19 protein-coding genes and 1 other annotated feature (1 of these 20 only partly in view) are annotated in these 13897 nt (G+C 34.4%); of the genes, 17 read left to right on the top strand and 2 right to left on the bottom strand.

Going from position 1 to position 13897, the window contains the following annotated elements; translation table 11 throughout:
• Nucleotides 1-148, top strand: a binding site (T-box leader); it begins 64 nt to the left of the window's first position.
• A 44-nt stretch (nucleotides 149-192) separates the two neighbouring features.
• The 4 genes from lysS (at nucleotide 193) to NE544_RS00435 (ending at nucleotide 4844) form a co-directional block, all read left to right on the top strand.
• Nucleotides 193-2106 carry a lysine--tRNA ligase gene (gene lysS, locus NE544_RS00450; protein WP_256267964.1) on the top strand — a complete coding sequence of 638 codons (1914 nt, stop codon included), beginning with the start codon at nucleotides 193-195 and terminating at the stop codon, nucleotides 2104-2106.
• Nucleotides 2107-2309: 203 nt separating this feature from the next.
• Nucleotides 2310-3122 (top strand): CPBP family intramembrane glutamic endopeptidase, encoded by an 813-nt coding sequence (locus NE544_RS00445; protein ID WP_114000749.1) that lies wholly within the window; start codon nucleotides 2310-2312, stop codon nucleotides 3120-3122.
• 487 nt (nucleotides 3123-3609) lie between these two features.
• Nucleotides 3610-4299 (top strand): response regulator transcription factor, encoded by a 690-nt coding sequence (locus tag NE544_RS00440; protein WP_256267963.1) that lies wholly within the window; start codon nucleotides 3610-3612, stop codon nucleotides 4297-4299.
• Nucleotides 4296-4844 (top strand): hypothetical protein, encoded by a 549-nt coding sequence (locus NE544_RS00435; protein ID WP_256267962.1) that lies wholly within the window; start codon nucleotides 4296-4298, stop codon nucleotides 4842-4844. The genes NE544_RS00440 and NE544_RS00435 overlap by 4 nt, the downstream gene beginning before the upstream one ends.
• A gap of 495 nt (nucleotides 4845-5339) precedes the next feature.
• Here the strand turns inward: NE544_RS00435 and NE544_RS00430 are convergent, their stop codons facing one another.
• Entirely contained in the window at nucleotides 5340-5537 is a 198-nt protein-coding gene (locus tag NE544_RS00430; protein ID WP_256267961.1) for a hypothetical protein, read from the bottom strand.
• Nucleotides 5538-6084: 547 nt separating this feature from the next.
• Complete coding sequence (locus NE544_RS00425; RefSeq protein ID WP_256267960.1) at nucleotides 6085-6561, bottom strand: helix-turn-helix domain-containing protein; 477 nt, start codon at nucleotides 6559-6561, stop codon at nucleotides 6085-6087.
• A gap of 138 nt (nucleotides 6562-6699) precedes the next feature.
• Between NE544_RS00425 and NE544_RS00420 the strand changes: the two genes are divergently transcribed.
• The 13 genes from NE544_RS00420 (at nucleotide 6700) to NE544_RS00360 (ending at nucleotide 13895) form a co-directional block, all read left to right on the top strand.
• Nucleotides 6700-6918 (top strand): helix-turn-helix domain-containing protein, encoded by a 219-nt coding sequence (locus NE544_RS00420; protein WP_256267959.1) that lies wholly within the window; start codon nucleotides 6700-6702, stop codon nucleotides 6916-6918.
• Complete coding sequence (locus NE544_RS00415) at nucleotides 6915-7625, top strand: BRO family protein (RefSeq protein WP_256267958.1); 711 nt, start codon at nucleotides 6915-6917, stop codon at nucleotides 7623-7625. Before NE544_RS00420 ends, NE544_RS00415 begins: the two co-directional genes overlap by 4 nt.
• A 66-nt stretch (nucleotides 7626-7691) precedes the next feature.
• Nucleotides 7692-9620: a Mu transposase C-terminal domain-containing protein gene (locus tag NE544_RS00410; RefSeq protein ID WP_256267957.1), complete on the top strand. Its 1929-nt coding sequence runs from the start codon at nucleotides 7692-7694 to the stop codon at nucleotides 9618-9620.
• Complete coding sequence (locus NE544_RS00405; RefSeq protein WP_256267956.1) at nucleotides 9613-10560, top strand: AAA family ATPase; 948 nt, start codon at nucleotides 9613-9615, stop codon at nucleotides 10558-10560. The genes NE544_RS00410 and NE544_RS00405 overlap by 8 nt, the downstream gene beginning before the upstream one ends.
• A gap of 103 nt (nucleotides 10561-10663) precedes the next feature.
• Complete coding sequence (locus NE544_RS00400) at nucleotides 10664-10921, top strand: hypothetical protein (RefSeq protein WP_256267955.1); 258 nt, start codon at nucleotides 10664-10666, stop codon at nucleotides 10919-10921.
• A 68-nt stretch (nucleotides 10922-10989) separates the two neighbouring features.
• Complete coding sequence (locus NE544_RS00395) at nucleotides 10990-11253, top strand: hypothetical protein (RefSeq protein ID WP_256267954.1); 264 nt, start codon at nucleotides 10990-10992, stop codon at nucleotides 11251-11253.
• Between the two features lie 21 nt (nucleotides 11254-11274).
• A complete protein-coding gene (locus NE544_RS00390; RefSeq protein ID WP_256267953.1) occupies nucleotides 11275-11646 on the top strand; it encodes a hypothetical protein in 372 nt (123 codons plus the stop codon).
• Nucleotides 11647-11656: 10 nt separating this feature from the next.
• Nucleotides 11657-11836, top strand: coding sequence for a hypothetical protein (locus NE544_RS00385; RefSeq protein ID WP_256267952.1), 180 nt, complete (start codon nucleotides 11657-11659; stop codon nucleotides 11834-11836).
• Between the two features lie 221 nt (nucleotides 11837-12057).
• Nucleotides 12058-12204 carry a hypothetical protein gene (locus NE544_RS00380; protein WP_256267951.1) on the top strand — a complete coding sequence of 49 codons (147 nt, stop codon included), beginning with the start codon at nucleotides 12058-12060 and terminating at the stop codon, nucleotides 12202-12204.
• Complete coding sequence (locus tag NE544_RS00375; protein ID WP_256267950.1) at nucleotides 12201-12803, top strand: transglycosylase SLT domain-containing protein; 603 nt, start codon at nucleotides 12201-12203, stop codon at nucleotides 12801-12803. Before NE544_RS00380 ends, NE544_RS00375 begins: the two co-directional genes overlap by 4 nt.
• Nucleotides 12763-12930: a hypothetical protein gene (locus NE544_RS00370; RefSeq protein WP_256267949.1), complete on the top strand. Its 168-nt coding sequence runs from the start codon at nucleotides 12763-12765 to the stop codon at nucleotides 12928-12930. Before NE544_RS00375 ends, NE544_RS00370 begins: the two co-directional genes overlap by 41 nt.
• Nucleotides 12931-13015: 85 nt before the next feature.
• On the top strand, nucleotides 13016-13273 hold the full coding sequence (locus NE544_RS00365; protein ID WP_256267948.1) for an AbrB/MazE/SpoVT family DNA-binding domain-containing protein: 258 nt from the start codon (nucleotides 13016-13018) through the stop codon (nucleotides 13271-13273).
• Nucleotides 13263-13895 carry a hypothetical protein gene (locus NE544_RS00360; protein ID WP_256267947.1) on the top strand — a complete coding sequence of 211 codons (633 nt, stop codon included), beginning with the start codon at nucleotides 13263-13265 and terminating at the stop codon, nucleotides 13893-13895. The genes NE544_RS00365 and NE544_RS00360 overlap by 11 nt, the downstream gene beginning before the upstream one ends.
• Nucleotides 13896-13897: the final 2 nt, after the last annotated feature.

Raw genomic sequence — 13897 nt, 5'->3', positions numbered from 1 at the left:
AAAAGCGTAGGACTAATTGGGAATAAAGACTTGGAGCTATTTGTATTTCCTGCATTAAAGGAAGCGCTGTTTATAGACAGTGACTAAGGCTAGACAAAGTGATTTGTCTGGTAAATTAGGGTGGTAACACGAGCACTTCGTCCCTTTGTGGCAAGTGCCTTTTTTTATGGATAAAAGAAAAAGGAGAAAACAATGGAAAAGTTAACGCAACAAGAACAAGTTCGTCGTCAAAAGATGCAAGATTTGATCGACATGGGTATTGATCCATTTGGATCTCGTTATGATCGTACTTCAAATTCAGGTATTATCAAATCATCTTATGAAGACAAGACAAAAGAAGAATTAGATGAGTTACAAGTAACTGTTAAAATTGCAGGTCGTATCATGACGAAGCGTCGTCAGGGTAAGGCTGGTTTTATGAACATCCAGGATCGTGAAGGTCAAATTCAGATTTATGTTCGTAAAGATGAAATTGGTGATGATCAATATGAAATCTTCAAGAAAAATGATATTGGAGATATTGTAGGTATTGAAGGTACTGTCATGAAGACAGATCATGGACAATTGTCTGTTCGTGCTAAAAATTATACACATCTTTCAAAATCACTTCGTCCATTACCAGAAAAATTCCATGGTTTGACAGATGTTGAAGAGCGTTTCCGTCGTCGTTATGTAGACTTGATCATGAATCCAGAAGCTAAGCATATTGCACTAACAAGACCAAAAATCATTCGTGCAATCCAACACTATTTGGATGGTCAAGGTTTAGTGGAAGTTGAAACTCCAGTTATGCAGCCAATCTTAGGTGGTGCAAGTGCTAGACCTTTCGTAACGCACCACAACACATTAAATATGGACTTCTATTTGCGTATTGCGACTGAGTTGCCATTGAAACGTTTGATCGTTGGTGGTTTAGAAGGTGTTTATGAAATTGGTCGTTTATTCCGTAATGAAGGTATGGATGCGATGCATAACCCTGAATTTACTACAGTTGAAGCTTATGTTGCCTATAGTGATTTACACGGAATGATGGACTTGATTGAAGGATTGTTTGATTCAGTAGCTAATGAAGTATTGGGTACTACAGATATTACTTATCAAGGAACAAAATTATCATTAAAAGCTCCTTTTAAACGTATTCACATGGTGGATGCGATCAAAGAAGCTTGTGGTGTAGATTTCTGGCAAGATATGAGTTATGAAGAAGCTGTGAAATTGGCTGAGGAACATGATATTGAAGTTGAAAAGATCCATAATACAGTTGGACACATTATTAACTTGTTCTTCGAAAAATATGTTGAAGAAACAATTGTACAACCAACATTTGTATATGGTCATCCAACATCCATTTCTCCATTAGCTAAAAAGAATAAGAAAGATCCTAGATTTGCGGATCGTTATGAATTGTTCATTTGTGGACACGAATATGCGAACGCATTCTCTGAATTAAATGATCCAATTGATCAAAGAGAACGTTTCGAAAAACAATTAGAGCTTCGTGAATTAGGTGATGATGAAGCTAACGAAGTAGATACAGATTATGTAGAAGCATTGGAATATGGTCTTCCTCCAACTGGTGGTGTAGGACTTGGAATTGATCGTTTCGTAATGTTGTTGACAGATCAAAGAACAATTCGTGAAGTATTATTATTCCCTCACATGAAGAACTTAGGGGATTCAAACAAGAAAGCAGCAGCTAAAAAACCAGTGGAAGCTGCACCTGTAAAGGTTGATTTCTCGAATGTAAAAATCGAACCAATCTTCACAGATATGGTAGATTTTGAAACATTCAGTAAGTCAGATTTCCGTGCTGTTAAGGTTTTAGCTTGTGAAGCTGTAGAAAAATCTAAGAAGCTATTAAAGTTTACTTTGGATGACGGAGAACGTAAAGATCGCGTTATTTTAAGCGGAATTCACGAATATTATGAACCAGAAGAATTGGTTGGAAAGACTGCGATTGCGATTGTAAACTTACCACCAAGAAAAATGATGGGTATCAATTCTGAAGGTATGTTGATCTCAGCTGTACATGAAGAAGATGGTCATGAATGCTTGAACTTATTGATGGTTGATGACAATATTCCTGCAGGAGCTAAGCTTTACTAAGATGTACCGTTTTACCAAAGAGACGGGACGTATTTCATTTGATAAACAACTGAAAAAACAGTGATTTACATCAATTGATGCTGAGATTTGTGCAAGCAAAAAAATCGCATAAATAGTACAAAGAGTGGGCAATTCCAATCGGGATTGCTCATTTTTAAAACTAACAGAAATACAAATCGGAATTATGAAAGAAGGAAAAAGTAATGGATGAACAGAAAAAAATGTTTACGAATAAATCAGTTACACTTTTTTTAGTAATAGTCATTTCAGTTAGTGCAATATTCGAAACGATAGTTATTGCACTAAGAGCTATGGGGTTAGCTGTTTTTTTAATGTGGGTTCCCACAATAGCGGCAATAATTGCAGGATGTATATCGCAGAAAGAAAGTAACGGAAAAATATCATTCAAAAAATTACTTCAGAGTATTGGATTTCAGAAGACATCAATTAAATGGATACTATTATCTTGTTTAATTCCGGCAGTTTACATAGGAATACCATATGTGCTTTTTTGGATTGCTTTTCCCAATAGTTTAGATATGAGTAAAGCATCCGTCATTCAGTTGGTTCTTATGTCTGTTGTTGGGATTTTCATAGGCTTGATTACAGCTATCGGTGAGGAAATTGGGTGGAGAGGTTATTTAGTTCCAGCTACCTTAGAAAGAGTAGGAATAAAAAAGGCACTAATATATACTTCTATATTTTGGGGTGTATGGCACTTGCCTATTCTTATATCAGGTCTGTATATGCCGGGAACTCCCGCATGGTATTCTGTTCCGGCTTTTCTTTTTATGATTATACCTGTTGGAATGATTTACGGAATAATAACGATAAAAACAAAAAGTATTTGGCCTGCTATCTTTTTGCATGCAGCTCATAATACTTTTGACCAGTTGATTTTTGGAACAGTAACCGTTGCTAATAACAAAATGTTTTTTGTGAGTGAAACAGGTATATTTACTATTATTTTTGCATGGATCGTAGCTGTTTTTCTTTATAAAAAATGCAATGACTAAATGGTAATTTATAGATTAGGATTACCCTATTACAAAGAATTTGACAATTTCCAGTTTGCCAACTTGCCCTTTGAGAGTGGAGAAATCCTATTCTCAAAGGGATTTTTCTATTTATACAGATATTCGCAAACTGCAAGATAAAGCCAAAACTTCATATACTTTAAGCACAAGGAGGTTGAGGTTTGGCTTATAAACAGTTATCAAAGATTTCCTATTTAAATAATTTGGCAATCAACAATTGAGAAGCAAAGGTGTAATCGTGCGTTAGGAAAAACAGTCCGCATATCAGTTGGGAATCGCTGACGTCGAAACAAATTACGGAAATACTGTCAGAACATATAATAAAGAAAGATGCATCTGTGATATAATCAAATATAGAAAAATTGAGGTGCAACAATTTCAAACCGCTATGAAAACATTTATGCGTGACAAGGAAAAGAATGTGTCGAGGCATTCTTGAAAGTGAATAAAGAGAGGTACATATGCTATGCCAGGTATACTCGTGGTTGAAGATGATGAAAATTTAAATCGTGGAATTATATTCTCACTGAAAAAAGCCGGATATGAGGTCTTTTCAGCAGAATCAATAAAAAAAGCGAAAAGAATTGCAAGTGATCATAATGTGGATGTTACCATTTGTGATGTGAATCTTCCGGATGGGAATGGACTGGAATTTGTAAGGTGGATGAGATGCAATTATAATACATACATTATTTGCCTTACAGCACTAGATCAGGAGATGGATCAGGTCATGGGATATGAAGCAGGGGCAGATGATTATATTACAAAGCCGTTTAGTCTTTCGGTACTTCTTTTGAAAATAGAAGCACATTTCCGCCGCAGACAGGAGAAAAAGGAAGCCGAAAAGATGATTTCGGGAGATATCGTATTTATCGCAGGAGAAATGAAAGTCCTGATAAAGAGTCGTGAAATCAGTCTGACAAAAACAGAGTTGAAAATGCTGACTTTTTTTCTTCAGAATCCGAAACAGATTCTTTCAAAAACACAAATATTGGAAAATGTGTTTGATCTGGAAGGGGATTTTGTGGATGAAAATACAATCGCTGTCAATATCAGAAGACTCCGTGAGAAAATTGAAGACAATCCGGCTGCACCGGTCTATATAAAGAATATCAGAGGTCTTGGGTATATATGGAATCAGGAGGTAAGGCAGTGACAAAGAGATATCTCAAGAAGATCACAGTAGTGCTCTTCGGGGTATTGCCTGTCATAGTATTGTTTGCAATATTAAATTGCTTTACCACGTATGTGTTTTATGAAGATTATAAATATAAAATGAATCTTATGACAGAGATTGCTACAAAGGAAGAATTTTCCGAGCTGGATGCTATTTCGGAATTGCTTAAGGATAAGGATATTGAAACTAACGAACAGGGAAGGCGATTATTGGAACAATATGGATACTGGGGGAATAAAGGGAATGCATTTTATTTGCAATTCCGGCATCAGGTTATGGTGACCGGTGCTGTAAGCACTGTGATATGCGTGCTTCTTTTGACTTTTTTACTTTATTGGAAGAAAAAAGAAGATGCATGTCATCAGAAAGTTTTAGACCAGTTGGAAGAAATTCTGATCAGATTCCGTGAAAATAAATTTGATGATTTACTGAAAACGGAAAATCATGCAGAACTGGAAAAATTGAATGATCAGTGTGAGTTATCAAATAGAATAGAAAAGATTTACAGTGAGAAATTAAGCTGAAAAAATCCGTAAAAACCCGTAAAAAGTTTAAAAAAGCCCATAAAATCGTGCAATTTTGAGTGAAATTACTGTAATACTATGAAAAACAGTAATTTTTATTTTGCAACAAAAAAATCGTAAAAAAAGAGCATTTTTGAAGAATAAAAGAATTTTAAAAAAATAATGAAAAATGAACTTTTAAAAACCTTTTACTACCTTTTAAACAAAAATAAAAAAAGTCAATAATCGCCGATAAATAAAGGCTTTTATGACTTTTAAAAGGTAAGTTTTAAGGTTTTAAAAGAATTAAAAATCTGTATATATAAATTTAATTTTAAGAGGTAAAAAAAGAAATCTCACTGTAAGTTTTTAGGATTTTCACTGTAAATTCTCAAAAACCCCCATTTTATCGGCTTTTTTATAGTTTTCAACAACCTTTTAATAAAAATGGATTTACAGTGAGATTTTCAAAAAAAGACTAATTTTTTACGTTTCTTAAAAGGTGATTTTAAGCTATTATTTTTTACTGATTTTATCAGCTTTTTGAATAGTATTATTCATGGCTTCACGAATAGCGTCTGCTTGACTAATTCCAAGAATTTTACATGCCTCTTTGAATTGATCTACGAAGTCTTTTTTAAAACTCGCACGAACGGGTTTCATGTTCTCTTTTCTCCATTCTCGTTTATATTCATTTTCATTAAATTCAGTCATTTCATATTATCTCTTTTTCTGTAGTTGATATAGCATGCAATCATTGCTATACAGCTGATCCATTTCGTAATATCAAAAATAGTAGGATTGGCAAACTCTCCTTCGAAGCCTTCAATAATAACAACTAAGGATAATGCGCATACAATAATATCTAAGATTTTCATTGATGATGATAGACGAACATGTTATATTATAATTGAAATAGGGAGATGAGGTTTCCCTCATCTTACCCTTTTTCGAGATTTGGATTTGGACTTCTTGGATTTTTTTCTAGCAGTAGTAATGATTAAGCAGATCGAACTAACAATTGCTAGGAAAGCTTCTGAGAGGTCTTTTATAATCTCGCTAATATGTTCATCCATCTTAACACCTCCTTCCCTCTTTACATTATTATTATAACATAGTATGCCTACTATGTCAATGAAAACATAAAAATGATGCAGATTTTATAATGAATTTGCATCTTTTTTTTATAAAAATATCGTATTTTGATATATCCTATCACGCTTGGATATAAGGGAAGATAAAGTGTACCATATATAGTATTTTAGTCTTGGGATGATTTAGAATGTCTGATAATTCTTTCTAACGTGTTGAAATTTTTAATCATCGTTTCAGTTAACAAATAGAAATCATCGTTGCTTTCCAAAGATTCGACTAAACCTCTAAACTCAACAAAAAAATTAAACAGAATCTTTTTGTTAGCGTCTGTTTGAGCAATGGCTAAATTAGATAAAGCTTTCATCGATGATATCAGTTGTTTTTCAACTTCGTCCATGATTTCAGAATCATCCCAAACCATTTGATCCCTTTCTTCTGTTTCTCCACGAAGATATGATCCTGATACATTAAAAAAATTCTCCAATAAAACCATACTTTTTGAATTAGGTTCATGAACAGCATTTTCATAATTGATTATAGATCTTAGTGTGATGCCTGTAAGCTCTGATAGTTTTTGTTGAGTTAAATTTTTTTCCTGCCTTAATAATTTAATTTTTCTTGCAATCTCTTTTTTTGTATCCATCTTTATCACCTAATGATTAGTATATCAGTTATTACCGTTTAAGGGAATAAAAAGCAACAAAAACATTTGACTTACCGTATAGGGTAATATATACTTATTTTAAAGATTACCGAAAGAGGTAAGTTTAAGGAGGTAAATATGTTAGTCCTAGTAAATATTGAAAAAATAAAAAACTTGCGTTTGAAATCAGGCTTAACAAGACATGGATTAAGTATAAAAGCAGGTTTAGGTAAAAATGCAATTTCGCAAATTGAAAATAATCAAGCTGGTAAATGTAGCTTAGTACGTATTAAAGCTATAGCTGATGCACTAAATGTAGATTCTAAAGAACTAATTATTAAGGAGGAGCTAAAGTGAACGAAATAATTAAATTTGATTTTCAAGGCCAAAAAGTGAGAAGTATGTTAATTGAAGGAAATCCATACTTTGTTGGAAAAGATGTTGCTACAGTACTTGGATTTTCAAATCCAAGGAAGGCAATCATTGATCATGTTGATAACGAAGACAAAATAAATGGGGTAACTATTCGTGACTCCATGGGCAGAGAACAGAAACCTATTCTTATAAATGAATCAGGTGTTTACTCTCTTATATTTGGCTCTAAACTACCTGAAGCAAGAAAAGTCAAAAGATGGGTGACTAGCGAAGTGTTGCCTACTCTTAGACAACGAGGCACATATTCAATTAACCAAAACAAAGATGCTGAGGATGGTAATAAAGTTGTAATTGAAAATATGATTGAACTTTCAAAAAATTTGTTAACTCTAACGCAATCAACGACAGAAATTTGTCAATATCTAGCAATGGTAATTAAAGAAAGCAAGCTGGAAAATAAAAAGAAAGCTGAACAAACACAAAAAGAAGTCGTAATTGATTATTCAAAGTGTAAGCTGGATCAATTCCCTGATGAAATCAAGAAAGCAGTAAATGCGATGATGGAAGAAATGATATATCAAGAGAAATTCAATTTTAGTTCAATCGCTAGATATTGCGTTGTAGCTGGTTATCCAATTTCTTCTCCAGCAGTAAAAAGTTATTACGAAAAACACTACAAGGAACAGTAGTTCCTTCTTAATGCAGCCAGCGGAGGTCACAAGCCCTCGAATAATGCAGAGTGAGGAGGTGGTTAAATGGAGACGCTAACACTTCAAGAATTAGCAGAATTAAAAGGATGTCACAGAGTTAGAATTCAACAACTTGTTACAGAAGGCTTTTATAAATCTGTACAAGTTAAAAATTCAAGAGGTAGATTAGTTCATGCCATACCTCTAGATCAACTGACAGAAGAGGAACAACAAAAATACTACCAATCTAAAGGTATCTTAAACACCAAAATTGAAGTACAGAATGCTGAAAAGCTGGAGCTTATGAGTACCGAAGAAAGAGAGGAATGTGTATTTTGGGAAAACGTCATTAATGAATGGCAATCCTTCAGGAATAAAGAAAACGCAAGAAATAAGAGTGAAGTTGATGAACTATTCATCACTAAGATGAAGTTAGAACATCCTGAACTTAATATCTCTACAAGTATTCTTTATCGTAAGTTTAAAGCCTTAAAGAATGGAGATCTAGAAGGCTTGATTGATAAACGAGGAAAAGCCAAGAAAGGCTACACAAAAATTGATGAACATGTGTGGCAGGTGTTCTTGAGCTTCTTGTTAGATCAAGCAAAGCATCCACTTAGAAAATGCTATCAATATACTCAACTATATATTCAAAATAAAGCACCTGAGTTATATGAGGATATACCAGCTTATTGCACTTTTACAAGGCATGTAAAATCCGATATTCCTGATGCAATCCTAACTCTTGGAAGAGATGGAGATAAGGCATTTGACGATAGATGTGCGCCATACATCCGAAGGACGTACGACAACATGGATTCAAACGATTACTGGATTGGTGATAACCATACAATTGATGTAATTGTTGGGGATGGCGAAAAGACCTTCAGGCTATATCTGACAGCCTTTATGGATGCACGAAGCGGAATTATGACATGTATCTACATTACAGATACCCCATCATCGCAAGCTTCAATTTATTCATTAAGGAGAGGCATTAAGAAGTATGGAATACCTAAGAATGTTTACCTGGACAACGGACGAGAGTTCTTAACATTTGACTTCGGCGGTTCAGGACACAGAAAGAAGAAAAAGGACGAAGATAAATTTACTCCTCCTCCAATTCTTGAACGCTTAGGAATCAATATGGTCAATGCACTCGTTAGAAACGCAAAAGCTAAGATCATTGAACGAAGATTCTTAGATTTCAAAAATAGTATTTCTAGATTGTTTGCAACTTATACAGGCGGTAACGTAGTTGAAAAGCCTGAAATATTAAAAGTTGAACTTAAAAACGGAAATATACCTGAAAAACAAGCATTTATCAAAGAAATAGAAGAGCTGATTGAATATTACTTGAATTATGAAGAATACAACGGTGCAGTTGCAGCGGATAAAGGTAAAAGAAAGATTGATGTTTATCAGGAAAACCTACATACGAAGACAACTGCAACCGAAGAGCAGTTAAATCTTATGATGTTAAGATCCACTCGAGCTCAAAAAGTGACAAGACGTGGCGTTAGTTTGAAGATTGGTGGAACTCAGCTAGATTACTTCAATAATGAATTAATCATGCAAATGCTGAATAAGAAAGTATATCTAAGATATGATCCTGATGATTTATCCAAAGTTAGAGTATATGACCTTGATGATAGATTCATCATGGAAGTTGAATCCGACAATGTAGCAGTGCTTGAATATGGAGCAAGTAAGGACGAAGTAAAACTTGCGATGGCTAAAACTAGAGAACTTAAGAAAGTTGCTAAGGAAGCAATCAAGGATTCAATCATTGCTAATATCGATAGAAATACTGCACTTGAATTGTTGCTGAAATCTGCTAAAGACAACAAAGACAGTGATGTTTCTAAACCAAACTACGATTTAGAGATCTTAAATGCGGATGAAAAGCCAATGTTATACAAAGTGCATGATGTGGATTTAGACAAGATGAATATAAACTCAATTAAGCGACAAGGAGGAGATTATTATGCTTAACGTTGCAGTTAAAGAAAGACTTGAGAAATACATGAAAGAAGCTGGTGTTTCTCAAGCGAAGATTGCGCCACTGATTGGCGTGAGTATGACAGCTCTTTCGCAGTATAGAGGTGGTAAATACAAAGGCGATGTAACAGCAGTAGAAGCTAAAATCGTTGAATATTTAGACACTATTACTGAACAAAAGGAAATCAAAGAAAAGGTTCAAACATATAAACCGATGGAAGATTACATTCCTATTTCTATCAGCGAAGATATTTATAAGATGATTAGATATGCTCAATTAAATGGAGGTATCGCAATCGCTCATGGTGATGCAGGAATTGGTAAAACAAAAGCAGCGCAGAAATATGTAAGAGAAAATCTAACGCAAGCAATCTATATGGAAATGAGTCCTGTAGCTGGAACTCTAGGCAATATGCTTAGACTTCTAGCTAGGACACTTAAAATTCCTGAAAGCAGAAACAAGATGGAGTTGATGCTTTCGATTAGAGATAAGCTCGAAGGAACAAACAGAGTGATCATCATCGATGAAGCTCAACACTTGAAGTTATCTGCTCTTGAACAGATAAGAACCCTTGCTGATCCAAACTCAATCACAGGAACAAAGGGTGTTGGAATCGTGTTGATTGGTAATACAGAGGTCTATTCAAAGATGAAAGGAAAACAGGAAGCACAATTCGCTCAGCTGTTTTCAAGAATTAAGATGAGCCGATACTATTCAACATCCAATGTTACCGATGATGATGTAGAAAAATTATTCCCAGCGTTAAAACAACAAGGATTGAATAAAGAATTGAACTTCTTAAAAGGTGTTTGTAAATCAAAATGGGGCATTCGTGGAGCAACCAATGTTTATGAAAATAGCATTAACAATGATGATGTTTCAGTGAATGGACTGTTTGCCATGGCTAGAACGTTAGGAATAGAGGTTATTTAAATGCTAAATAAATTAGTACAAATGATCTATAAAATCTGCACTGCCATAGTTGTATATGCAATCTATGTAAGTATAAAAAACAATAAAAAGGAGAGAAACGAAAGTGGGAAAGAGAAAAATTAAAAAGACATTGATTAGCGTTGTATTCGGAGTGATTTTGGGTGTTTTGCTTAGTCAAGTGACTTCTAAGCTAAGCATACAAGACTGTTTGTTATTCGCATCTATTCTATTGATTCTTGTGATTGTAACTGCATCTATTATGGCTGAAGATCTAGAGATTAGAATTAAAAAAGCCTATTTAGAAGGCAAACAAACGCTAAATTGCCAATGCACACACACATTCAAAACTGAGGACGAATAAAGTCCTCCTTAATGCAGCCAACGGAGGTCACAAGCCCTCGAATAATGCAGAGTGAGGAGGTGAAGCTAATGAGATTAGAAAAAGATTCTCTATACTTTGAAGCTAGAGTTATCACTATGGTCGGCTCATTGCATTGGTTTGGTGATACTTATCTTGCTGAAGAATTGTTAAAGTTGGCAACGAAAACAGTTTATATCCGAGATGACAGACGATATCTATATGTTTATCGAATCAAAGAAGATGCATTGTTTAATGCAGAAAAGATACAAACGACTTTTGAATTAGTATGCAAGTTGAAAAAACATGACGATAAAAGAAGATATGGAAACTAGTTCTTAAAGTAGGAGGAGTATATGGCAACGAAGAAATATAAACGTATGACCAATCGTGAAAAAGACGAAAGAAAACGTATCAAAAAGAATTTGCAGGAAAAAGGGATTCTTCCACCTGATAAGCCAAGACTAAACAGAAAGAAGTTCGCTCAAGAAGTTTGTGATGAATGGAAAGATTACCACTTAGGAGATTATGCGAAACTGAATACATTCATGATCGTTTTAGGAATGATGACGAATTCAGGTCGATATGGGAGTGTAAGTAAAGAAGATCTTGGTATTTTAAAACTTAAAAAATGTGCGATGGTGTTGGATCAAAAATTTCAAGAGAACGATAATAAGATGACATATGAACAGATCATTGAAGTTCTTAAGCCTGTATGGGAATTGTGAGGTGATAAAAATGGAATATCAGAATATGACCAACGAAGAAATCAAAAGAAGAATTGAATGGATTGACAGAGAGTTGTTCTATATCGATATGAAAGACCGATGGGATGCTTGTGATTGGAGTTTAGTACACGAGTATGAAAAGGAAAAAAGAACGCTTCAGGCAATATTGGAAGCTAGAAACGAAAAATAGTATGACTGGACAAGAATTCTTTGAAAAAGTAACTAAAAACCCTAGATACAAGCACTTATACGAAAGCAACATACATTTCAATACGCAAATGCAATATCTAAAGTCAAAGCCAAAAGTCCTTACATCAACCTTGTTAGGTTCAATTGCATACTTAAGCGTACTTCTTATGTATCAAGATCTAGAAAAAATAAGAGAAAGTGACGATGAAATAGGAGTTTAACATGGATAAAAAAGAGGTTTTAAACAAACTTAAAAACTGCGAAGTAGATTTACAAAGCACTTCTTCACCAATGAGAAAAAGAGATCTGTTAAAACACAAAAGAAGACTTCAAAAAGAAATGAGTAAATGCAAGAGGATGGAGCAATGAAAAGATCTCTTCTGATGGTTTCAATAATAATCACTATCATAGTAGCGAATAAGATATATGCCTTGGCAATTGCGCCAGTGGATAAATCAATAGAAATTAAAACTCAAAGGGTTGAACCTAAAAAAGTTGAGATATTGAAAACTCAAACATACTACAATGTCCCTCTTGATATGGATTTGCAAGATTATATAAGACAAGAATGCATAGATGCAGGATTAGATATGAAATTAGTACTTGCGATTATGAAAGTAGAAAGTAATTTCAATCCAGAACTTATATCATGCACAGATGATTTTGGACTTATGCAAGTCAATAAAGTCAATTTTGAAGAGGTAGAAAGAGAGTTAGGACTAACAAATATGCTTGATCCATACCAAGGCGCTAAGGCTGGCATCTTCTTATTAAGCAAGCTGAAATGGAACGAAAGCGAACATCAAATGCTTATGGCTTATAACATTGGTGTTGCAGGAGCTCAAAAGTTATGGGAACAAGGCATTTATGAAACAGACTACTCTAAAAAAGTATTAAAAGCAAAAGAACTGATAGGAGGTACTCAATATGAAATCACAGTATTTTGTGATCAAGAATCTGAACGGTGAAAAGCGATTTGTCGAGGTTGATGAAGAGCTAACAGCGGAAGAGTTTATGGCTTACTTTTCTTTATATGTTAAAGAAGCCTATCCGATTACAGAAGATGAATACAAAAAATGCACTGGGGATAAATAACCCATTGCTCTAATGCAGCCAACGGAGGTCACAAGCCCTCGGATAATGCAGAGTGGAGCATAGGAAAGCAAAGGAGGAAAAACAGATGGAAAACAAACTATTTAAAAAGATTTCTAGAACTGGTGGAATTACGATTCCTGCACAGATTAGACATCAGATGAACATTCCAAAAGGTGCAGCAGTAGAAATCGTTCAAACGGAAGACAATAGCCTTCTCATCAAAAAGCATATCCCTACATGCATGTGTTGTGGAACGGCTGAACATGTAAAAGTATTTAATAATGTAGAATTATGCACTACATGTGCTAGTAAATTCGCTGGAGGTAGCGAACATGGAAATTAGAGAGAAAGTGGATCGTTATGCAGAGCTAGATGCACAATTGGCTGGCATCAAAAATGAAATGGAAAATTTAAAGGCTGATTTTGAAGAATACGCCGAAAAAGATTTGCAGGATACAAAACTAAAAACCGTAGAAATCTATGGAAATAATGGTGCTAAAGTCATCGTACAAAATGCAGCAACAGTCAAACCAATTTCGTGGGTCGTTATCAAAGAGGTTTTAGGAAAGACTGTTCCTGATTTTATTAAAGAAGAAACAAAGTTTTCATTGACCGATGTTGCAAAAACAATGTTGGCAAATATGTTTAAGGGAGATTATATTGAAGATACATTATCCAATGTTGTCACTCATATGACTCCTGATCAGAAGAAACAAACGCTTCTTATGAAACGGTTAAAAGGAAAATACAAACAAGATCAAAAGAACATCCTGAAGTACACTGACCTTAGTGAAAAAGAAGCGAGTGATTATGCTTTTCTTGTACAGGATGTTATGGCTTATCAAAATATCTTGAGAATTATTGAAGCTTCAGGATTTGAAGGAACGGTTGAAGAAGCAGTCGCTAAAATCAAGAGTTCATTGATTGTTGAAGATTCAATCAAGGTAACGCTAGAAGCGGAATAACG

The organism is Holdemanella sp. MSK.7.32 (assembly GCF_024460475.1).
Lineage (GTDB): Bacteria > Bacillota_I > Bacilli_A > Erysipelotrichales > Erysipelotrichaceae > Holdemanella.
This window is presented reverse-complemented; position numbering and strand designations above follow the sequence as displayed.